The 20,725-nt window shown below is 35.0% G+C and carries 20 protein-coding genes; 10 read left to right on the forward strand and 10 right to left on the reverse strand.

All coding sequences use genetic code 11. The annotated features are described in order from the left end of the window. The first annotated feature begins 98 nt into the window (after nucleotides 1–98). The 5 genes from P178_RS21550 to P178_RS21555 all read left to right on the forward strand — a co-directional run bounded on the left by P178_RS21550 (nucleotide 99) and on the right by P178_RS21555 (nucleotide 5,929). Complete coding sequence (locus P178_RS21550; protein WP_051638186.1) at nucleotides 99–455, forward strand: carboxypeptidase-like regulatory domain-containing protein; 357 nt, start codon at nucleotides 99–101, stop codon at nucleotides 453–455. Nucleotides 456–791: 336 nt separating this feature from the next. After that, nucleotides 792–1,994: a porin gene (locus P178_RS0105670; protein WP_027065303.1), complete on the forward strand. Its 1,203-nt coding sequence runs from the start codon at nucleotides 792–794 to the stop codon at nucleotides 1,992–1,994. 74 nt (nucleotides 1,995–2,068) lie between these two features. Next, on the forward strand, nucleotides 2,069–4,369 hold the full coding sequence (locus P178_RS0105675) for an inorganic phosphate transporter (RefSeq protein WP_036145780.1): 2,301 nt from the start codon (nucleotides 2,069–2,071) through the stop codon (nucleotides 4,367–4,369). A 54-nt stretch (nucleotides 4,370–4,423) separates the two neighbouring features. Further along, nucleotides 4,424–5,143 carry a DUF6503 family protein gene (locus tag P178_RS0105680; protein WP_036145783.1) on the forward strand — a complete coding sequence of 240 codons (720 nt, stop codon included), beginning with the start codon at nucleotides 4,424–4,426 and terminating at the stop codon, nucleotides 5,141–5,143. Nucleotides 5,144–5,209: 66 nt separating this feature from the next. After that, nucleotides 5,210–5,929, forward strand: a complete 720-nt coding sequence (locus P178_RS21555) for a hypothetical protein (protein WP_155941582.1) — start codon at nucleotides 5,210–5,212, stop codon at nucleotides 5,927–5,929. 22 nt (nucleotides 5,930–5,951) lie between these two features. On the opposite strand, the gene nadD is transcribed toward P178_RS21555, so the two are convergent. From nadD to P178_RS0105715, 6 genes are all read right to left on the reverse strand, one after another. Beyond that, entirely contained in the window at nucleotides 5,952–6,536 is a 585-nt protein-coding gene (gene nadD, locus P178_RS0105690; protein ID WP_027065306.1) for a nicotinate (nicotinamide) nucleotide adenylyltransferase, read from the reverse strand. 6 nt (nucleotides 6,537–6,542) lie between these two features. Further along, on the reverse strand, nucleotides 6,543–7,124 hold the full coding sequence (gene gmk, locus P178_RS23155) for a guanylate kinase (RefSeq protein WP_027065307.1): 582 nt from the start codon (nucleotides 7,122–7,124) through the stop codon (nucleotides 6,543–6,545). Continuing rightward, nucleotides 7,125–7,982, reverse strand: a complete 858-nt coding sequence (locus P178_RS23160) for a YicC/YloC family endoribonuclease (protein WP_027065308.1) — start codon at nucleotides 7,980–7,982, stop codon at nucleotides 7,125–7,127. Nucleotides 7,983–8,112: 130 nt separating this feature from the next. Then, nucleotides 8,113–8,937: a DUF1080 domain-containing protein gene (locus P178_RS0105705; RefSeq protein ID WP_027065309.1), complete on the reverse strand. Its 825-nt coding sequence runs from the start codon at nucleotides 8,935–8,937 to the stop codon at nucleotides 8,113–8,115. A gap of 12 nt (nucleotides 8,938–8,949) precedes the next feature. Next, nucleotides 8,950–9,687, reverse strand: a complete 738-nt coding sequence (locus P178_RS0105710; protein WP_027065310.1) for a DUF1080 domain-containing protein — start codon at nucleotides 9,685–9,687, stop codon at nucleotides 8,950–8,952. An 11-nt stretch (nucleotides 9,688–9,698) separates the two neighbouring features. Next, nucleotides 9,699–10,751, reverse strand: a complete 1,053-nt coding sequence (locus P178_RS0105715; protein WP_027065311.1) for a sugar phosphate isomerase/epimerase family protein — start codon at nucleotides 10,749–10,751, stop codon at nucleotides 9,699–9,701. A 160-nt stretch (nucleotides 10,752–10,911) separates the two neighbouring features. On the opposite strand from P178_RS0105715, the gene P178_RS0105720 reads away from it, so the two are divergent. Together P178_RS0105720 and P178_RS0105725 are read left to right on the forward strand one after the other, a co-directional pair. Then, entirely contained in the window at nucleotides 10,912–12,615 is a 1,704-nt protein-coding gene (locus P178_RS0105720) for a GMC oxidoreductase (RefSeq protein WP_027065312.1), read from the forward strand. A 64-nt stretch (nucleotides 12,616–12,679) separates the two neighbouring features. Continuing rightward, nucleotides 12,680–13,138 carry an ASCH domain-containing protein gene (locus P178_RS0105725; RefSeq protein WP_027065313.1) on the forward strand — a complete coding sequence of 153 codons (459 nt, stop codon included), beginning with the start codon at nucleotides 12,680–12,682 and terminating at the stop codon, nucleotides 13,136–13,138. A 70-nt stretch (nucleotides 13,139–13,208) separates the two neighbouring features. Here the strand turns inward: P178_RS0105725 and P178_RS0105730 are convergent, their stop codons facing one another. The 4 genes from P178_RS0105730 to P178_RS0105745 all read right to left on the reverse strand — a co-directional run bounded on the left by P178_RS0105730 (nucleotide 13,209) and on the right by P178_RS0105745 (nucleotide 17,187). Next, on the reverse strand, nucleotides 13,209–14,348 hold the full coding sequence (locus tag P178_RS0105730; protein WP_027065314.1) for a Gfo/Idh/MocA family protein: 1,140 nt from the start codon (nucleotides 14,346–14,348) through the stop codon (nucleotides 13,209–13,211). Nucleotides 14,349–14,505: 157 nt separating this feature from the next. Next, on the reverse strand, nucleotides 14,506–15,735 hold the full coding sequence (locus P178_RS0105735) for a nucleoside permease (RefSeq protein ID WP_027065315.1): 1,230 nt from the start codon (nucleotides 15,733–15,735) through the stop codon (nucleotides 14,506–14,508). After that, nucleotides 15,736–16,179, reverse strand: coding sequence for a DinB family protein (locus tag P178_RS0105740; RefSeq protein WP_027065316.1), 444 nt, complete (start codon nucleotides 16,177–16,179; stop codon nucleotides 15,736–15,738). Between the two features lie 15 nt (nucleotides 16,180–16,194). After that, nucleotides 16,195–17,187, reverse strand: a complete 993-nt coding sequence (locus tag P178_RS0105745) for a sugar phosphate isomerase/epimerase family protein (protein WP_027065317.1) — start codon at nucleotides 17,185–17,187, stop codon at nucleotides 16,195–16,197. Between the two features lie 172 nt (nucleotides 17,188–17,359). On the opposite strand from P178_RS0105745, the gene P178_RS0105750 reads away from it, so the two are divergent. From P178_RS0105750 to P178_RS0105760, 3 genes are all read left to right on the forward strand, one after another. Next, complete coding sequence (locus tag P178_RS0105750) at nucleotides 17,360–19,072, forward strand: GMC oxidoreductase (protein ID WP_027065318.1); 1,713 nt, start codon at nucleotides 17,360–17,362, stop codon at nucleotides 19,070–19,072. Next, entirely contained in the window at nucleotides 19,072–19,719 is a 648-nt protein-coding gene (locus P178_RS0105755) for a gluconate 2-dehydrogenase subunit 3 family protein (protein WP_027065319.1), read from the forward strand. The genes P178_RS0105750 and P178_RS0105755 overlap by 1 nt, the downstream gene beginning before the upstream one ends. A gap of 80 nt (nucleotides 19,720–19,799) precedes the next feature. Further along, on the forward strand, nucleotides 19,800–20,723 hold the full coding sequence (locus tag P178_RS0105760; protein WP_027065320.1) for a hydroxypyruvate isomerase family protein: 924 nt from the start codon (nucleotides 19,800–19,802) through the stop codon (nucleotides 20,721–20,723). Nucleotides 20,724–20,725: the final 2 nt, after the last annotated feature.

The raw sequence follows: 20,725 nt of genomic DNA on the forward strand, positions 1-20,725 counted from the left end.
AACAATACCTTAACAATTTCTACATATATTGATAATCACTAGCTAACCTTAAGTTAACGTTGTCACAGTTTCTTTGTAAAAGAAATTTACAAGCAACCATGAAAACCATATTTTTCGTATTTACGCTTATCATTAGCTCTTTAACTTTTGGTCAAGAAACCAGTTCTATTCAAGGTAACATCTTAGACGGGGAGCTATTTAACGAACCATTGCTAATGGCAAATGTTTCCATAGAAAACACATCTATTTCTACACACACTAACTTTCGAGGAAATTTTGAATTTGATGATTTAACACCAGGTTCATATAATATTGTAGTTCAGTTTCTAGGATATGAAACAATGGAGCTACCTGTAACTGTTGCCCCAGGTGAAACAACAAATATTCAAGCTAGCTTAAAAGCAAAAACCTTAAACATTACTGATTTGATGGCTGTAAAAACCGCATCAAAATAGATAAAAATCTAGCTAATGAAAGGACTATTGTCCCTAAAGGCAAAGTTCAAGAATTAAAGATTACTTAATATTAGCGTTACACACAGGTAAACAATATATCTGATCTTCGTAATTGTCTAAAGACACAATTGATTTCTGTTACTATTAGTTTTTGTCGACTAGTTTTTAGAAATCCTAAAGCTACCTTGTACAAGGTAGCTTTTTTTGTTCCCAATTTCTCTTATCCTCTACCAATATTCTTACCTAATAATATTACACACGCCAAGAGTTAATATTAAGAATACATTAACTTAACATTCATTTAAGTAATTTGCAATCGACAAAAACTAATACTTGATGAAAATCAATCCGTTCTGGGTATGCCTATTTTTTTTAATTTCAATTATAGGTCAAAGCCAAGAATCTAACGCTCCAACTTTTGGAAAAGGTCTGTTCAACCTTGTTGGTAAAGACAGTACATGGACAATGATTGTTAGTGCTAGAATGCAAATTTTAGCAATTTCTGATTGGGATGTCACCGATGGAGGTCTACAAAATTCCAAGCAAAACTTTCTTATTCGTAGAGCACGTCTTAAGTTCGACGGATTCGCTTATTCGCCAAAACTAGAATACAAAATAGAACTTGGTCTATCTAACAGAGATATTTCAGGAGCTTCCCAGTTTACTAGTAACGCACCCAGATATATACTAGATGCCGTAGTGAAATGGAATTTCTACGAGAATTTTGTGCTATGGTTTGGACAAACCAAATTGCCAGGTAATATTGAACGTGTTATTTCATCGGCAAATTTAATGCAAGTAGATCGCTCTTTATTAAACAGCAGGTTTAATATTGATCGCGACATGGGCTTTCAACTAAGACATCATTTTAACCTTTCTGAAAAATTCTTAATTCGTGAAATATTTGCAGTTTCGCAAGGAGAAGGAAGAAATATTACGAGCGGAAATATTGGAGGTCATCAATTTACAACACGTTTAGAGCTATTACCTTTTGGTGAATTTTTAAGCAAAGGTGAATATAAGGGCAGTGATCAAAAAAGGGAAAAAACACCTAAATTAATGCTGGCAGCTACTTTTGACAGTAATCAAAATGCAGTAAAAACCAGAAGCAACCAAGGGTCTTATATGTTTACCGATGGTGGTTTTTTCGAAACCGACATCAACACAATATTCATTGATGCCATGTTTAAATACAATGGATTTTCTTTCATGGGGGAGTATGCACATAGAACTGCCGACAATCCTATAGCTACAAATTTAGACGGGTCATTAACTGGTGATGTAGTTCTAATAGGAGACGGACTTAATCTTCAAACAGGGTATTTATTCCATAATAACTGGGAGGTATCCGGTCGCTATACAAACATTAAATTAGACGAAGAAATAACGGGTAGAAACCCTCAAGACCAATATACTTTAGGGTTTTCAAAATACATTGTAGGCCATAAATTAAAAGTGCAAACAGATCTTAGTTACCTATCGGAAGATGGTGATCAAGATCGCTTAATGTATAGATTACAATTAGAAGTTCATTTTTAGAAAATAATAACCTTAACATAACACAATAGCAAATAGCGATAATGATATTTGCAAATTAATAGAGTAATTCAATTATGGATAATATTTATTTTATAATGCTTATCGCATTAGCTGTTTTAGCTGTAGCGGATCTTGTTGTTGGAGTTAGTAATGATGCAGTGAATTTTTTAAATTCAGCTATTGGTTCTAAAGCTATTTCTTTTAAAACGATAATGATTGTCGCAAGTTTTGGTATCGCAGCAGGTGCATTATTTTCAAGCGGTATGATGGAGGTTGCCAGAAAAGGAATATTTAATCCTGGTGAATTTTACTTTGATGAGATTATGTTCATCTTCATGGCCGTAATGATTACCGATATCTTGCTATTAGATTTCTTTAACACGCTTGGTATGCCAACCTCAACAACGGTATCAATTGTATTTGAATTGTTAGGAGCGGCAGTTGCTATGTCATTAATTAAAATTGGTGCAGATAACGGTAGCTTCACAGATGTTGTTAATTATATCAATAATGATAAAGCCATTCAAATTATATTCGGCATACTACTTTCTGTCGTAGTTGCCTTTTCTATTGGCGCATTGGTACAATGGGTATCGAGATTACTATTATCTTATAATTTTGATAAAAAACCAACTTGGGTAGGTGCTCTTTTTGGTGGTTTTGCTTTATCATCAATTACCTATTTCATATTAATGAAAGGTATTGGAGGTACTGCTTTTGCCGGCGAAAGCTATGATATTATTGGAGGCATAACAATTAAAGAATTCTTAGAGACTCAATTGATTGCACTGGTACTTGTAAACTTTTTAGTATGGTCTTTACTTTCTTTTATTTTAATGAAAGCTGCCAAAGTCAATATTTACAAGTTAATTATTGGTGTAGGTACGTTTGCCCTAGCCTTGGCTTTTGCAGGTAATGATTTAGTTAATTTTATTGGTGTACCTATTGCTGCTTGGCAATCGTATGAAGCATGGGTTGCTTCTGGTGTTGCAGCTTCAGAATTTAGTATGGGTATTTTAGCTAAAAAAGTTCCTACTCCAACCCTACTTTTATTCATTGCAGGTATGGTTATGGTACTCACCTTATGGTTTTCTAGCAAAGCAAAAAGCGTTGTTAAGACCTCTATAGATTTATCTAGTCAAGAGGATACTAAAGAAAGATTTCAACCCAATTTCTTATCAAGAGGGCTGGTACGCATAGCTATTTCAGCTTCAGAGATAATTACATCGGTAATGCCGAAATCATTACAAGCTAAAATAGACACGCAATTTAACAAACCTGTAATTGCCTTATCTAAGAATAAAGTACATGAACTACCTGCATTTGACATGGTTCGTGCTGCGGTAAATTTAATGGTTGCCGGTATTTTGATTTCTATCGCTACATCATATAAATTACCGTTATCTACTACCTATGTTACTTTTATGGTGGCAATGGGTACTTCACTTGCCGATAGAGCTTGGGGAGCAGAGAGCGCAGTATACAGAGTAGCAGGCGTACTTAATGTTATCGGTGGATGGTTTGGTACCGCTATTATAGCGTTTATCGCTTCAGGTATCATATTAACGCTTATTAGCTTTGGTAAAGGTGCCGCACTTGCTGTATTATTATTTGCTGCAGTATTGTTATTGGCTAGAAACTATATCTCTCATAACAAAAAAGCTAAAGAGCTTAAAGCAGAAGATTCATTGAACAGAGCAGAAAGTAGTTCTATTCAAGGGGTGATATTTGAAAGTGCCATGAATATCTCTAACGTTTTAAAGAGAACTAATAAGATTTTCACGAACTCTATTAATGGACTGGCGAAACAAGATGTTAGCCTATTGAAAAAGAATAAGAAACAAGGAGAGAAACTTTCAAATGAAATAGATGATCTTCGTGACCATATTTTCTATTTCATTAAAAACCTTGATGACAATAGTATTGGTGCAAGTAACTTTTACATTAACACCCTTGGTTATTTGACCGATATCGCTCAATCTTTAGAGTACATTGGTAAAGTCAGCCATAAACACGTTAACAACAACCATAAAAAATTAAAATACAATCAGATAAAAGAGCTTAAGCAAATTGATTTAAAATTAGAAGAAATATTAAATCAGACTCAAGATGCTTTTTCCAATCAGTCATTTGAACAAATTGGAGTTGTATTAAACAAAAAACAAGAATTGTTTGATATGGTTTCTGATAAAATTCAAACACAAGTCGCTAGAACACGAACAGAAGAATCAAGTCCGAAAAACACGACACTATACTTCTCTTTACTTTTAGAAACGAAAGATTTAATGACCTCTGTTATGAATTTATTACAACAGTATCATAACGAGCACGATAGCTCTGTAACACCAGCTAAAATAGAGCAATTAAAAAAGTAAAACCTATTTTTAAAAATTAAAATTATAAGTACCTTGTCATCATAAACTAAAATGATGATCAGGTACTTTTTTTTATCCATTTCACTACTTCTAACTATTACTCTTTCTTCTCAAGAACTTACAGGAGAACAACTTCTTGAAAAAGCTATTTCCTATCACGACCCAGAAAATAACTGGTCTACGTTTAAAGGGAAGATGTTGATAGAAATGGAAAATCCAAAAAGCAGCCCTAGATCTACGGTTGTTGAAATGAAACTACCCAACAACTATTTTAAAACAACGGTAAAAAAAGACAATTACACTATAGAGTCTGAATTGGATAATGGTGAATGCACTTTAAAATTAAATGGCAGCACTTCTATTTTTCCTAAAATAAAAGATAGTTTAAACATTAGCTGTGATCGCGCTAAAATGATGAAAAACTATTATACATACCTATATGGACTTCCTATGAAATTGAAGGACCCTGGGACTATAATAGATTCTAAGGTCATTAAAAAAACATTTAAAGGAAAAGAATATTTAGTGTTGAAAGCCGGTTATGACAAAGAAGTAGGTAGTGATACTTGGTATTTCTATTTTGACCCCAAGACGTATGCCATGGAAGTATATCAATTCTTTCATGACGAAAGCAAAAATGACGGAGAATACATTTTACTTTCAGAAATGATTACCGTAAACGGAATTAAAATTCCTAAAGTTCGCAAGTGGTATTATAATAAAGGAGATGTATTTCTTGCTACAGATAATTTACGTAAAGCAAACTCTCTTTAATTTAGCAGAAACATACTAAATAGTAGCCTTTATTAGTTATTAAATGAACCCTAATTCCATTTAACAATGAGAAAGAGTCATTTTATAATTCTAGTTATGGTTATTACCCTAGTCCTTTTTGATATTGACCCTATGTTTGCCGGTCCAGGCGGTACAGTTGTAAAAGCAATATTTAAGACATGGTGGGGAAAAGTACTTATGTCAATTATAGGAATAATTCTGCTTCCGCTTATTATCTATGTTTACTTCAGAGAGTTCCTTGCAATAAAAAAATGTAAAAAGGAATTATTAGTCTTAGGTAAAAAAAATAGAGATTTCTCTTGGCTAAACCTTGATAAAAACGTCCGTAATATTTTTAGCAGAGTGTATATTGCATGGAATAATCAAGACCTAAAAGAAGCTTCTAGCTATATAAGTCACTGGTATTGGCAAAATCAACAATTGGTACATTTGGATGAATGGAAAAAAGAAAACCTTGTAAATGTTTGTAAAGTAGATGGTATCAAATCTGTTAAGCCGCTCTACTTAGAGATTACAGATGACGCAAACTTAGAAGGTTCAAGAATCGCTTTCTTAATTACAGCAAACATTATGGATTACCTCAAAAACAAAGACACCAATAAAATTGTTCAAGGTAGTAGTAAGTTTGATGATGAAGAAAAAATTTGGGTAATGGAATATACCGATGGAAACTGGGTTTTAGATGACATCCAAGATGGGCAATTATCCCTTGCTTTTGCCAAGACCAAGAATGTTATTCCAACAAATTTAGTCCCTGTTCAATAATCTAAAGTAACAAAGATAATTTCTATCTGTAAAAATTCATTTCATCCATATACTTCCACACTTCCGGTGGCAGTAAAGGCTTAATGTTTTTACCGTTTTTATGTTCTCTTCTGATGAAGGTTGAAGAGATTTCCATAATAGGAGCATTTACACGCGTTATTTTATCGTGCTCTTTGAATTGGTGCTCTATAGTTCCTTCAGAAATTCTTGGATATACGTACAGATTATGCAGCTCTAAAATAGTTTCGTAGTTCTTCCATTTATGAAGTCCCTTTAAATTATCCTCACCCATAATCAATGAAAACTCATAACCCTTCGGGTATTTTTCATTCAAATGAACTAGGGTATTTATAGTGTAATTGGGTTGTGGCAGATTAAATTCAATATTACTAGGTTTCAAATTCTCATACTCTTTCGTAGCTTCATACACCATTTCAAATCTTTGATGATTGTCTAGAAGTGTTTTCTTGGTCTTAAACGGGCTTTGTGGTGTTACCACAAACCAAACCTCATCTAAATCTGAAAACTCCACCATATGGTTTGCAATGACCAAATGACCTATATGAATAGGGTTAAAGGTACCAAAGTATAATCCTACCTTTTTCATGCGCAATTATTCTTTGTCTTCAGCAATAAAAGAAGCAACTAAATCTACAGCTTCTTTTAATGCAACGTCAAGATCATAATTTTTTATAATCTTATCAAATTGCGGAGCTGTTGCCAATTCAACTGAAGCCTTAGCTATACGCATATTTATCTTATCCTCGCTTTCTGTGCTACGTTTCTTAAGTCTGATCTTAAGTTCATCAACACTAGGTGGCTTTACAAAAACCGCTAATGTTTGATCTGGGAATTTCTTTTTAATTCTTAAACCTCCAACAACGTCAATATCAAAAATTACGTTTTTTCCTTCAGCCCACAGTCGTTCTACTTCACTTTTTAAAGTGCCATAAAAGTTATCTCTATACACCTCTTCCCACTCTAAAAAATCATCATTCTTAATATGATTCTTAAACTCTGAAACAGACATAAAGTAATAATGCTCTTTATTTTTTTCTTTTCCCCTTCTAGGACGAGAAGTTGCAGATACAGAAAAAGCTAAATTTAATTCGGGTTGTGCCAAAAGATGGCGAACAATGGTTGTTTTCCCACTTCCAGAGGGTGCAGAGAAAATGATTAGTTTTCCACCTTTCATCTATAATACGTTTAACATTTGTTCTTTAATCTTCTCTAACTCATCTTTCATTTGTACCACAATCTGTTGCATGGGTGCAAAGTTTGCCTTAGAACCAATAGTATTGATTTCACGACCTATTTCTTGAGAGATAAATCCTAATTTTTTACCATTACTATCGTCTGACTGTAATGTCTTGCTGAAATAATCTAAATGATTTGCCAAGCGAACTTTTTCTTCGGTAATATCGTACTTCTCTAAATAGTAAATAAGCTCTTGCTCAAATCTATTTTCATCTACATCTGCTTTTAAATCTTGTACCGCTTTTTCCAAGCGCTCACGAATGGTAGCTTGCCTATCTGGGTCAATTGCAATAACCTCTTCTAACAATTTATTCAAAGAAGTAATTCTATCTAAAAAGTCTTTTTCTAATACATTTCCTTCTTCAGATCTAAACTCATTGATTTCTACTAATGCACCTTGCAAAGCTTCTTTGATAGCTTCGTACTCCTCCTCATCAATATCTTCCTTATCCGTTTTCATAGCATCAGGAAAACGTAATGCCATTTCTAGCAATCTTAAATCATCACCATCGGCAATGTTTTTCAACTGATTCATATATTGTTTAACGGCAACTTCATTCACTTGAGTAGAAGTAGTATCACCAGTAAGCTCTACATATAGATTAAAATCTACTTTACCTCGAAGCAAAGAATTAGCCACCAATTTTCTTAGTTCTAATTCTTTTTCACGATAACTAGAAGGCATACGTGCATTTAAATCAATGCTCTTGCTGTTAAGAGATTTTATTTCTACCGTAATTTTTTTATTAGGTAATTGAACTACATGCTTTCCAAAGCCGGTCATGGATTGAATCATAAATACATTTTAGAATAAGACAAAGGTAAGGTAATTGAAAAATTTAATGTAAAACAGTCACCCAACATAAATAATAAAGGAGCAAACAAGGTATTTTTTTGTCTACTCCTTTATTTCAAGTTAAATCATATTAAAGTTCTCTGACCCAAATATTTCTAAAACTAACCCGGCTATCATCACCGTGATCTTGTAACAATAAAGGACCTTTACCATGGGCAGGATTCTTTGGCCAACCAACATAGGGTGTTGTTCCTTTAAGTTCAACATGATCTTGAACCAACACACCGTTATGTATAACAGTAATATCGCCAGATTTTATCTTGCCGCCATCCACATTAAATTCTGGTGCATGATAAATTATGTCGTACGTATTCCACTCACCTGTTGGCACAGAAGCCATTGCCAATGGCACATGTTGCTTGTAAATAGAACCTACTTGTCCGTTTACATACGTAGGATTATCATTCTGATCTAGAACCTGTACTTCATAAATTCCATTTAAGAAAACACCGCTATTAGCCCTGTTTTGACCTTCTCTCTGTACGGGTAAAGGAGATTTCCATTCAATATGCAATTGTACATCGCCAAAATTCTGTTTGGTCTGTATATTTCCTGTCTTGTCATTTACAGTCATACTGCCATCCTTGTTTAGATGCCACTTAGCCGCTGTACTATCATTTGCACTGATCCAATTATCTAAGCTAGTACCATCAAAAAGGACAATGGCATCACTTGGTGCAGAACCAGCACCGCCTGGCTTAACTACCGCAACCTTTGGTTCATAAAACTCAGTTTCTTCTGGTGTAGTAGGCTCATCGCCCATATATTCCTCATAAACTATGACACTGTCCTTTGCTACTATAGCATCACCACCAGCATCAACTGTTACTTTTTCTTGACAGGATATAATACCCAAAAAAGCAACTAACAAAATTAAAACGTTTCTATTTTTCATATGTTATTGCTATTAAAGTTGTTTGATTTTTATATTTCTGAAAGCAACTACGTTTCCATGATCTTGTAACCCAATTTTACCAGTGGTAAACTTGCCGAATCCTTCCCAGCCTGCGAATTTAGATTTTGCTACCATAGCATTCCACTCCTCATTGGCAACAGGAAATGTAACCATTACCGTATCGTTTAACGTAACACTACCAACATGTTCCTTATGATTTACTGTAATGACCATAGTATTCCATTCGCCAATAGGTTTTGTTACATCTTTTGCTGGTGAGACCATGTCATACAAAGCACCTGCTTGGTGCGTAGTACCTGCTTTTGCATCTGGGTGTTTATCATTATCCAAAATTTGGATTTCTGGACCGGTTTGATAACCTGTACCAAATTGCTCATCTTCACTAACACCCCAGAATACACCGCTGTTACCAGCCTCTGAAATCTTCCAATCTAAACTTAAAACAAAATCAGTGAATTCTTTCTTAGTAACTAAATCATGATTTTTCTTCTCTTCCCCTTCAGCAGGTGGAGTATAAACCAAAGCATCTCCTTCAATCTTCCAAGCATCGCTGACACCATCGGTTTTGAATTCTTTCCATTGATCTAAAGATGTTCCATCAAATAAAACTTCCCATTCGTTTTGAACAACTTCAACTTCTTCAACAGTTACCTCAGATGTTTCTTTCTTCTCTTGTTTACATGCAACAAATGCTAGTAAACAAGCTATACTTACTATAATTTTTTTCATTTTCCTTCTATTTAAAGTCCTAACATTTTCTTCAGCATCTCTTTATCAATCTCTGCACCCGCAAAATCATCAAAAGTCTTTTCCGTCGCTTCTATAATATGGTCCGAAATAAATTTAGCACCTTCTCGAGCACCTTGTTCTGGACTTTTAATACAGCATTCCCATTCCATAACTGCCCAAACATCACAACCATATTGGGTTAATTTAGAAAATATGGTCTTAAAATCTATTTGGCCATCACCCAAAGAACGATACCTACCTGCTCTATCGCCCCAGTCGTTATAACCACCAAAAGCTCCTTTTTTTCCTGTTGGATTAAATTCAGAATCCTTCACATGAAAAGACTTTATAAACTCATGGTAATGATCGATATATGTAATATAATCTAACTGTTGTAATACAAAGTGACTAGGATCATAAAGAATATTAACTCTTTTATGGTTACCAGTAGCTTCTAGAAAACGCTCAAAAGTATCACCATCATGCAAATCTTCACCAGGGTGAATTTCATAGCAAACATCTACGCCCTCTTTATCAAAATGATTTAAGATCGGAGTCCATCTTTTTGCCAGTTCTTCAAAACCCATTTCTACTAAACCTGCAGGTCTCTGTGGCCATGGGTGCATTGTATGCCATAATAATGAACCAGAAAAAGTTGCATGAGCATTTAACCCTAATCTTCTACTTGCAGTAGCTGCTTTTTTTACGGTTTCTATTGCCCACTCAGTTCTCGCCTTTGGATTTCCGTGAACATTTTTAGGAGCAAAAGAATCGAACATTAAGTCATATGCAGGGTGTACCGCTACTAACTGCCCTTGTAAATGCGTAGAAAGCTCTGTGATTTCTAAACCATAAGAGTTTACTTTAGCTTTTAGCTCATCGCAGTAGGTCTGACTTTCAGCAGCTTTGTCTAAATCGATCAAAAAAGATTCCCAAGTTGGAATTTGAATTCCCTTATATCCAAGATCAGATGCCCATTTACACATTCCGTCCAATGAGTTGAATGGGGCTTTACTGTCTACAAACTGTGCCAAGAATACGGCTGGTCCTTTGATTGTTTTCATAAAATATACTATCTGTTGTTGTTTGAATTAGTTGTTGGTTTTGACACATAAAGTGTGTCAAATAATCTTATATTTAAGAATTGTATCGGGTTCTTCTCAATACTTTGGAGATTTGCCATAAATATAGGCAATACCATCAAAAAAAGATAAAAATTCAAGCATGAATCAAGACGAAATATTCGATGCAATTGTTGTCGGAACAGGAATAAGCGGCGGGTGGGCCGCTAAGGAATTAACAGAGAAGGGCTTAAAAACACTTGTTTTAGAACGCGGTCCAATGGTAAAACATATCGAAGATTATCCTACCATGAATGATGACCCTTGGGATTATCCGTTAAAAGGACAATTATCAAAAGAAGACAAGAAAAAATATCATGTACAAAAACGAGTAAATTGGGCACCTACAGAAGACTCTAAGCACTTTTTTGTAAATGATCTTGACCACCCATATGTAGAAACAAAACGATTTGATTGGATACGTGGATATCAAGTAGGCGGAAGATCACTTACTTGGGGACGACAAAGCTACCGATGGAGCGATATTGATTTTGATGCCAACAAAAAAGAAGGTGTTGGAGTAGATTGGCCCGTTAGGTATAAAGACATTTCGCCTTGGTACGATAAAGTTGAAAAATATATTGGGGTTAGTGGTGAAGCATTAGGCTTGGAAGTATTACCGGATGGTATTTTTCAACCAGCTATGAAATTAAATTGTGTAGAAGAAGATTTTAAAAAAACTACCTCAGCTAAGTTTGACGATGGTCGTTTAGTGACCATAGGCAGAACAGCACATATAACTGATCCAAAAGCAACGTTTAAAGGTCGTGGAACGTGCCAAAACAGAGATCGCTGTTGGCGTGGTTGCCCTTTTGGCGGTTACTTTAGTAGCAACTCATCTACTTTACCAGCAGCGGAACGAACTGGTAACATGACCTTAAGACCAAATTCTATAGTGCATGAAATTATTTATGATGACACTACCAAAAAAGCTACAGGAGTAAGAGTGATTGATGCAGAAACAAACGAAAAAATAGTTTTTAAAGCCAAAGTCATATTCCTTTGTGCTTCTGCAATGGCTTCTGTTGGTATTTTACTACAGTCTAAATCCGAGCGTTTCCCAAATGGTCTTGGTAATGATTCTGATGCTTTAGGAAGAGGTATTATGGACCATCATTATAAATTAGGTGCAACTGCAAAGGTTGATGGTTATTTAGATAAATACTACAAGGGAAGACGCGCAAACGGATTCTATATCCCTCGATTTGTCAATTTAGACGAAAAAACCAAACGTGAAGGCTATTTGCGTGGGTTTGGTTATCAAGGTACCGCTAGCAGAGGAGATTGGTCTAAAGAAATAGGTGAATTAGGATACGGGAAAGACTTAAAAGAAACAGTTTTAAAACCAGGGCGATGGACCATTGGTGTTACCGGTTTTGGTGAATTTTTACCATATGATGATAATAGAGTTACACTAAGTCCTACGGAAAAAGACAAATGGGGTTTACCACAGTTAGCTTTTGATGTTGAGTTTAAAGAAAACGAATATAAAATGCGTGAAGACATAAAGAAAGAAATTGTTTCTATGTTTGAGGCCGCAGGTTTTAAAGACGTATCATCATATGAAGAAGCAAGCGGACCAGGACTGGGTATACATGAAATGGGTGGCGCAAGAATGGGGCACAGTGCAAAGACCTCTATAATAAATAAGAATAATCAAGTACATTTAGTTCCCAATGTTTATGTTACCGATGGCGCATTTATGTCATCCTCTAGCTGTGTAAACCCATCTTTAACATATATGGCGTTTACGGCAAGAGCGGCAAACCATGCTGCAGAACAATTAAAATCAGGTAAATTTTTATGATTTTAAAATTAAACACGAACTATAACGTTTAGTAAATCCAATAGATTAAAGTAAATATCAACTTATGGAAAACGCTTCTGCCAGAAATATGTGGGGAGAATATTTAAAAACCCACCTAGAGCACGTTTTTGAACACGCACCTAAAACTTGCTATTTTGGCGACAATGAAACAGATGCCAATAATTTTGCAGAAATGACCAAAAAGGAGACTAAAAAAGCAGTTTCCCATTCGTTATTAGGTTTGCAAAATAGAAATGAGCCTTTACCCAAAATAGGAGATTTTATTGTACTTACAAATTGGGCCGGCGAAGCACAATGTATCGTTCGTACAAAATCAGTTTCCCTTAAACCATATTTTAGTATTGACTCAACATATGTCCAAAAAGAGGGTTATGGTGATAAATCATTAGAGCAATGGAAAAGTTATTATTGGAATCTTTTTACCAATGAACTACAAAAATTTAAAAGAGAGCCTAGGGAAAGTATGATAGTTATATGCCAAGAATTTGAAAAAGTATACTAAAAATTATCTCTTTATAAAAAGCAAAAAGAGCCGCATTATGCGGCTCTTTTTATATCAAAAATGTTCTTGATTATTTCTCTAAAGCTACCCAGGTATTTCCACTTTTATGAGAATCTACCGTTGCTTCAATAAAGTTCATACCACGAACACCATCTGTCATTGTAGGGAATTCGCCGTCGTTGTATTCTTGACCTCTAATAGCTTTGGCTACACCTTTATAAATATTAGCCATAGAATCAAAAATACCTTCTGGATGACCAGCTGGCAATTTAGTTCCGTCTAAAGACAGTTCTGAATTATAAGCATGACCTGGCTTATATATTTGCGTTGGCTCAGTATCACTTAATTTATATAAAAAGTTAGGGCGTTCTTGCTCCCAACGAAAAGCACCTTTCTCACCGTAGATTGAAATGGCAAGTCCGTTTTCTTCACCTGTTGCAACTTGGCTACCTCTAATTACACCTTTAACATGATCTCCCATACGTACAAGTACAGTACCATCAACATCCATTTTATTATCTTCATAAAGGTAATTGAAGTCGCACAGTAGTTCATTGATCTTAAGACCCGTAGTATACTCTACAAGATTAAAGGCATGAACACCTATATCTCCCATACATGAGCTTATACCGGCTTTCTTAGGGTCTAACCTCCAAACAGAAGATCTTTTCTCTTTATCATGAATTATAGTATTGATCCAACCTTGATAGTAAACTGCATCAACCTTATGAATTTTACCTAAAGCCCCAGCTTTGATCATTTCACGCATTTGACGCACCATTGGATAACCCGTATAAGTATGTGTCAAAGCGAAAACCGTACCTGCTTTTTCGTGAGATTTTTGAAGATCTTTTGCTTCTGCCAAAGAAGTGGTCATTGGCTTTTCACAAATTACGTGGAAACCATTATCCAATAATTTCTTCGCCATTGGGTAATGTAAAAAGTTTGGCGTTAAAATTGAACATACTTGAATACGTTCATCTTCTGGCAATTTTAATTCTTCTTCTATTAAAGTATCAAAATCCTTATAAATTCTATTTAAAGGGACATCTATTTCCTTGGCAAAAGCCATGCTAGCATCAAAATCAGGATTAAAAACAGCTCCTGTAATTTGATAATTATCATTAATAAATGATGCTACTCTATGTAACACTCCAATAAGGGAATCTCCTCCTCCACCTAATATTCCTAATCGTATTTTCTTTGGCATTTTTGTTGTTGTTTAAGTTGAAAATATTATTGTTCAAAATCCCTAAGGATTTATTCTATTATTATAATTTGAAAATTATCTGCCGCATTTACTCGTTAAAAACAAGTACTGCAATCTTTAAGTGACAATTTTCAGGCGTTTAAATTAAAGAATTTATCTAAGACTGATATTCTATTTTCTCTGTTTTAAAGAAAATAGCGAACAAAATAAACACAGCTAACGCAAAACCAGCAGGATACATCCAAATGGTTTCCCAAACGTGTTTTCCGTCTTCCAAGAGGTAAGCAGTAGATATTTTTCCTGCAATCCAAAACCCTATTAACATTCCAACTCCATACGTTGCCAATGTTATAAGTCCTTGGGCAGAACTTTTAAATTTCTCACCTGCTTTACTATCCGTATAAATTTGCCCAGAGACAAAGAAAAAGTCATAACATATTCCATGTAGCGCAATACCTACTATCAACATGAAACCAAGCTCTTCAACATCCCCAAATGCAAATAATAAATAACGCACTACCCAAGCTCCCATGGCAACAAGAATAGTTTTCTTAAATCCGAATTTGGTAAAGAAATAGGGTAACAATAACATAAAGGCAATTTCTGAAATTTGACCTAATGTCATTTTACCTGTCGGGTTATCCATCCCAATTTCTACTAGAAAAGGATTTGCATTTTGATAATAGAACGCTAAAGGAATACATATTAACACTGAAGAAATAAAGAATATTAAAAAGTTCTTATCCTTAAAAAGGCTCAATGAATCTAATCCTAAAATCTCTTTGATATTGACTTCACCAGTACTAACCGCTCTTGGTGGTGTTTTAGGTAATGTAAAACTGAACAATCCTAAAATTAATGATGCAATAGCTGTCATTAAGAAGGTGTTTCTTAATAGTCCTTCTCCAATATTCTGACCTTGATCCCAGTTAAAAACATAACTGATGGAAAGACCAGCAATTATCCACCCAGCAGTTCCAAATACCCTAACCATAGAAAACTCTTTGGCCGGGTTTGTCATTTGATTAAAAGAAACCGAATTAACTAACGCTAAGGTTGGCATATATAAAATCATATACGCCAATACCAAAATATAGAACCCATCGAAGGCTGTACTTTGGTACATAAAATACATAAGAACAGCGCCTAGAAGATGTAAAATCCCCAAGATTTTCTCTGCATTAAAATATCTATCTGCAATTATTCCAATAACAAAGGGAGCAATGATAGCTCCCCATGATTGTGTTGAAAATGCCAATGCTATTTCGCCGTCCGTTGCCTTTAAATTGTTTCCTAAAAATGTACCAAGGGTTACAAACCATGCACCCCAAATAAAAAATTCTAAGAACATCATGAAGCATAGCTGCGCTCTGACTTTATTTTTCATCTATCTTTTATAATAAACGTAATCTGAACCAATAGGGTTTGCGCCGTTATTTCTGAAATCTACAGCAATTTGTCCGCGATGATTCGTAGAATGATTTATGATATGAAATAAAATATCCTGCAAGGTATTCGTAAATAAACGCCCTTCTGTATTTTCATAGTCAATACGCCGATCAAAATTATCGGCATTGGAAACAATTTCAAAAGAACTGCGCTGATTTTCATAATGAATATCTGCCCAGTCTTTTATATCGTGCTCCTGCCATACTTCAAATTCACTAGGTTTATTTAAAATTCTAGCGTTCCAAAGATGATGTGCATTTAAAATATGACTAAATAAACGCATTGTTTTAGGCGGTAACGCATTTAACGCCAAACATTCCTCTATTAATGTTTTATTGCAGTGAAAATTATAATCGAATATTTCATTAAAAAAAGCTTCCATAAATCATATTCTAGATTACTGAATTTCTTTTGCGGCTTTTAACAAAAGATCTCTAGTAGCGATTATTCCTTCTTCCTCACTAATTTCTGAACCTTCATATTCCACACCTATAAAACCAGTATATCCAGCTTTATTTACAATTTTTAGCATTTCAACATAGTCTATACCAGTATCATATCCATCTGCATCAAAATTGTTAGATTTTGCACTTACCGCCTTAGCGTACGGCATTAATTCTTTAACACCTTTGTACTTATCATACTCCTTTAAACAATCCCAACTTTCTGGTTTACGTTCTATACAAAAATTACCAAAATCAGGTAAACTTCCACAGTTATCCATATTAACAGTTTTCATAACTTCTGCATGAAGTTCACCGTTAGAGGATAATCCACCATGGTTCTCAACCAATATATTTATGTTCTTGGTTTTTGCATAAGTAGCTAGTTTCGTCAATCCGTCTACAGAATTCTTGATCCATTCTTCTGGCACATTACTACCATTAAGGTTAACTCTAATAGCATGGCAACCCATAGCCGCAGCAGCATCTACCCATTTCTTATGTTTCTCAACCGTTTCGTTTCTTTCGGCTTCATCGTTTACAGCCAAATCACCTTGACCATCGATCATGATCAAAACGTTTTTCATTCCGTATTTTTCTGCCTCTGCATTAGACTTTGCTACGAAATTTGCCATTGCCTCTTCAGAGTAACCGGCATCTTCCAATTCAGGATTATATAATTGACTCACATATTCCAACCCTGTAAACCCCCAATTTTTTGCCTTCTCTGCAAAAGAATAAGGATCAACACCTTCTTCTCTAATCATTTTATGCATTGACCATTGAGCCAATGACAATTCAAAAAATGGCTCAGCATCACTGTTATCTGCAACGACTTCAGAATTTTCTACTTTTTCTTTTTTCGTTTCCTTACAAGCGTAAGTTCCTAGTAACGAGATTCCAATACCTATTGCTGAGGCAAATCGAATAAAATTTTTTCTTTTCATTTTTGGTAGTTTGTTGTTGTTTGAAATATAACCTTAACAGTTAACGTTAAAATTATTGTTTGGTTCATTAATCTTACAAGAAGCTTGGTTTAGCGAATTTCGCAAGAAGAATGGGCATTAAATGTATAGAATTAATTTTATATTTAATAAATTTAGAGAATAAACAACTTTCATGAGCAAATTTTATTATAACGAAGAACAGGAGTCCTACGACGCAATTGTAGTAGGAACGGGAATTAGTGGTGGTTGGGCCGCAAAAGAATTATGTGAAGCAGGCCTTAAAACATTGGTTTTAGAACGTGGTCGAATGGTAAAGCATATAGAAGACTATGAAACTGCAAATAAAGATCCTTGGGATTTTCCAAATGCAGGTGCACCTACTAAAGAAATAATAGAACAACAACCAAAGCAAAATAGAACAGGTTATACAACAAACCAAGCAAGTAGCATGTGGTTTGTAAATGACCTTAAACATCCATATAACGAAACTAAGAGGTTCGATTGGATGAGAGGTTACCACCTCGGTGGTCGTTCTCTACAATGGGGTCGTCAAAGTTATAGATTAAGTGATATCGATTTTGAAGCAAACAAAAAGGAAGGTATTGCTGTAGATTGGCCAGTACGTTATAAAGATATTGCACCTTGGTATGATAAAGTAGAAACATATATTGGTGTAAGTGGTGAAAATTTAGGTTTAAAGCAATTACCTGATGGTCAGTTTTTACCAATGATGGAACTTAATTGTGTAGAACAGGAGTTTAGAGAAAAGGTTGCCGAAAATTTTGACGGTCGTGTGGTAACTGCAGGTAGAACAGCACATATTACCGGTACTAAACAATTTGACGGTAGAAGTAAATGTCAATTTAGAAATAGATGTATTAGAGGGTGTCCTTTTGGAGCTTATTTTAGTAGTTTATCGTCTACGTTACCAGCAGCAGAAGCAACTGGAAATATGACCCTTAGACCAGACTCTATCGTACATGAAGTTATGTACGATCCAAAAACCAAAAAAGCAACAGGTGTTAAAGTCATAGACGCGAACACAAAAGAAACATTTGAGTTTAAAGCGAAAGTAATTTTTCTTTGTGCATCTGCAATTGCTTCTACTTCAATTTTAATGCAATCTAAATCTGAAACATTCCCTAATGGTATGGGTAATGCATCTGATCAGTTAGGTCGTAATATTATGGATCACCAACTACAGGTTGGAGCTTCTGGTAAGTTTGATGGATTTGAAGATAAATATTATAAAGGTAGAAAGCCTAGTGGTATCTATATTCCTAGATTTAGAAACTTAGGCGGAGATTCTGATAGAAAAGATTATAAGAGAGGATTTGGTTACCAAGGCAGCGCCTCTAGAGGAAATTGGGAAGAATCTATTGCTGAACTTTCCCATGGTAAAGATTTAAAAGAAGCTGTTTTAAAACCTGGTGGATGGACATTTGGAATGATGGGCTTTGGAGAAGTATTACCTTATGAAAACAATAGGTTTACCTTAGATTATGACAAATTAGATGATTGGGGTTTACCTACCGTAACATTTGATGCCGAGCTTCAAGAGAATGAGCTTAAGATGCGTAAAGATATTTTAGAATCTGCTGTTGAAATGCTAGAAAAAGCAGGTCTTAGAGATGTTCAAGGATATGATAATGAAAGTGCCTTAGGTTTAGGTATTCATGAAATGGGAACTGCTCGTATGGGTAGAGATAGAAAAACATCTGTTTTAAATGGAAACAACCAATTGCACGATGTACCTAATGTATATGTAACCGATGGATCGTTTATGACCTCTGCAAGTTGCGTAAACCCATCATTAACTTACATGGCCTTTACGGCAAGAGCTGCAGACCATGCAGTTAAAGAACTTAAAAAAGGAAACATATAATGGATAGAAGACGCGTATTAAAAAATATGGGAATGTCACTTGGATATATGGTGGCCACCCCAACATTATTATCAATCGTTCAAAGTTGTAAAAGTGAACCAGCTATTACTTGGACACCAGAATTTTTAGCTCCAAATGAAGGTGTTGTACTTTCTAAATTGGTAGACATCATTTTACCTAAAACAGATACACCTTCTGCTTCAGAAGTTCAAGTTCATGTTTTTATTGACAAATTTTCAAAAGATGTCATGGAAAAGGAACAACAAGATTTCCTTAAAATGTCAATGAATAAGTTTACCAACAAAGCATTGGCAGATTCTGGTAAAGAAAATGTCGAAGACTTAACTGTAGAAGATTTAGAACCAGTTTTAGCAAGCTCATTAAAATATACAAAAGATCAGCAAACTGAGATGTTTGAGTCTATTAATAGTTATACTGAAGCTATAGCCGAAGGTAAAACTGCCGAATTAGATGACGAGATTACGAGGTTTGCATTTGCAAATAATCTTAGAGGCATGACTATATGGGGCTATAAGGCTTCTGAGTATGTTGGTGAAGAGGTTTTGGCTTATTTACCTGTGCCAGGTGAATATGTGCCATGTGGAGATGCTCAAGAGCTTACTGGCGGTAAGGCATGGTCCTTATAACCAAATAATATGCTAACACTTAATAGCCAAGAGCGTGAATTTTAATCGCTCTTGGCTATTTTTATTTAAATGCACTACTCATGAAAAGAAGAAGTTTTATCCAAAAATCTGCATTAAGCACAGGTGCCTTAACAATGACCGGTACATTGACATACGCCAACTCGTTGACCAACACTACAAATGCACATCAATTTAATTTAAAATACGCACCACATATTGGCATGTTCAAACACCTTGCTGGAGATGACCCTATTGCTCAGCTCAATTTTATGGCAGACCAAGGTTTTACTGCTTTTGAGGATAATGAAATGCGTAAACGCCCTATAGATGTTCAAGAAAAAATGGCTGATACCATGAAAAAACGTGGTTTAGAAATGGGGGTATTTGTAGCTCATGAAATTTACTGGAAAGAGCCAAATTTAGCCTCAGGGGATTTAGATAAGCGTATAGAATTTTTAAACGATATAAAAAGCTCCATTGAGGTAGCCAAGCGAGTTAACGCTAAATGGATGACCGTAGTGCCAGGACATTTAGATTTAAAACTAAGAATGGGTCACCAAACAGCTAACGTAGTTGAAAGCTTAAAACAAGCATCTGCTTTATTAGAACCTCATGGTATAGTTATGGTATTGGAACCCTTAAACTTTAGAAATCATCCTGGGTTATTTCTAACCGACTCGCCACAAGCTTACGAAATTTGCAAAGCAGTGAATTCACCAGCCTGTAAAATTTTATTTGACATCTATCATCAGCAGATTCAAGAAGGTAATCTAATTCCGAATATGGATGCCGCTTGGTCAGAAATCGCATATATTCAAATTGGTGACAATCCTGGTAGAAATGAACCGACTACAGGCGAAATTAATTATTATAATGTATTCAAATGGATTCATGAACAAGAGTTCAATGGAGTTTTAGGAATGGAACACGGTAATTCTAGAGATGGTAAAGAAGGTGAACTTGCAGTCATAGAAGCATATAAAAAAGTAGATAATTTTCTATAAAC

It is taken from the genome of Maribacter sp. Hel_I_7 (assembly GCF_000688315.1).
Classification (GTDB): Bacteria; Bacteroidota; Bacteroidia; order Flavobacteriales; family Flavobacteriaceae; genus Maribacter; species Maribacter stanieri.

What these genes read in the sequence shown, in the direction of transcription:
- P178_RS21555 (WP_155941582.1), top strand. Translation starts at nt 5,210, where the DNA reads ATGAGAAAGAGTCATTTTATAATTCTAGTTATGGTTATTACCCTAGTC.
- P178_RS0105750 (WP_027065318.1), top strand. Translation starts at nt 17,360, where the DNA reads ATGAGCAAATTTTATTATAACGAAGAACAGGAGTCCTACGACGCAATT.
- P178_RS0105755 (WP_027065319.1), top strand. Translation starts at nt 19,072, where the DNA reads ATGGATAGAAGACGCGTATTAAAAAATATGGGAATGTCACTTGGATAT.
- P178_RS0105740 (WP_027065316.1), bottom strand. Translation starts at nt 16,179, where the DNA reads ATGGAAGCTTTTTTTAATGAAATATTCGATTATAATTTTCACTGCAAT.
- P178_RS21550 (WP_051638186.1), top strand. Translation starts at nt 99, where the DNA reads ATGAAAACCATATTTTTCGTATTTACGCTTATCATTAGCTCTTTAACT.
- nadD (WP_027065306.1), bottom strand. Translation starts at nt 6,536, where the DNA reads ATGAAAAAGGTAGGATTATACTTTGGTACCTTTAACCCTATTCATATA.
- P178_RS0105670 (WP_027065303.1), top strand. Translation starts at nt 792, where the DNA reads ATGAAAATCAATCCGTTCTGGGTATGCCTATTTTTTTTAATTTCAATT.
- P178_RS0105710 (WP_027065310.1), bottom strand. Translation starts at nt 9,687, where the DNA reads ATGAAAAAAATTATAGTAAGTATAGCTTGTTTACTAGCATTTGTTGCA.
- P178_RS0105720 (WP_027065312.1), top strand. Translation starts at nt 10,912, where the DNA reads ATGAATCAAGACGAAATATTCGATGCAATTGTTGTCGGAACAGGAATA.
- P178_RS0105680 (WP_036145783.1), top strand. Translation starts at nt 4,424, where the DNA reads ATGATCAGGTACTTTTTTTTATCCATTTCACTACTTCTAACTATTACT.
- gmk (WP_027065307.1), bottom strand. Translation starts at nt 7,124, where the DNA reads ATGAAAGGTGGAAAACTAATCATTTTCTCTGCACCCTCTGGAAGTGGG.
- P178_RS0105725 (WP_027065313.1), top strand. Translation starts at nt 12,680, where the DNA reads ATGGAAAACGCTTCTGCCAGAAATATGTGGGGAGAATATTTAAAAACC.
- P178_RS0105715 (WP_027065311.1), bottom strand. Translation starts at nt 10,751, where the DNA reads ATGAAAACAATCAAAGGACCAGCCGTATTCTTGGCACAGTTTGTAGAC.
- P178_RS0105735 (WP_027065315.1), bottom strand. Translation starts at nt 15,735, where the DNA reads ATGAAAAATAAAGTCAGAGCGCAGCTATGCTTCATGATGTTCTTAGAA.
- P178_RS0105675 (WP_036145780.1), top strand. Translation starts at nt 2,069, where the DNA reads ATGGATAATATTTATTTTATAATGCTTATCGCATTAGCTGTTTTAGCT.
- P178_RS23160 (WP_027065308.1), bottom strand. Translation starts at nt 7,982, where the DNA reads ATGATTCAATCCATGACCGGCTTTGGAAAGCATGTAGTTCAATTACCT.
- P178_RS0105705 (WP_027065309.1), bottom strand. Translation starts at nt 8,937, where the DNA reads ATGAAAAATAGAAACGTTTTAATTTTGTTAGTTGCTTTTTTGGGTATT.
- P178_RS0105730 (WP_027065314.1), bottom strand. Translation starts at nt 14,348, where the DNA reads ATGCCAAAGAAAATACGATTAGGAATATTAGGTGGAGGAGGAGATTCC.
- P178_RS0105745 (WP_027065317.1), bottom strand. Translation starts at nt 17,187, where the DNA reads ATGAAAAGAAAAAATTTTATTCGATTTGCCTCAGCAATAGGTATTGGA.
- P178_RS0105760 (WP_027065320.1), top strand. Translation starts at nt 19,800, where the DNA reads ATGAAAAGAAGAAGTTTTATCCAAAAATCTGCATTAAGCACAGGTGCC.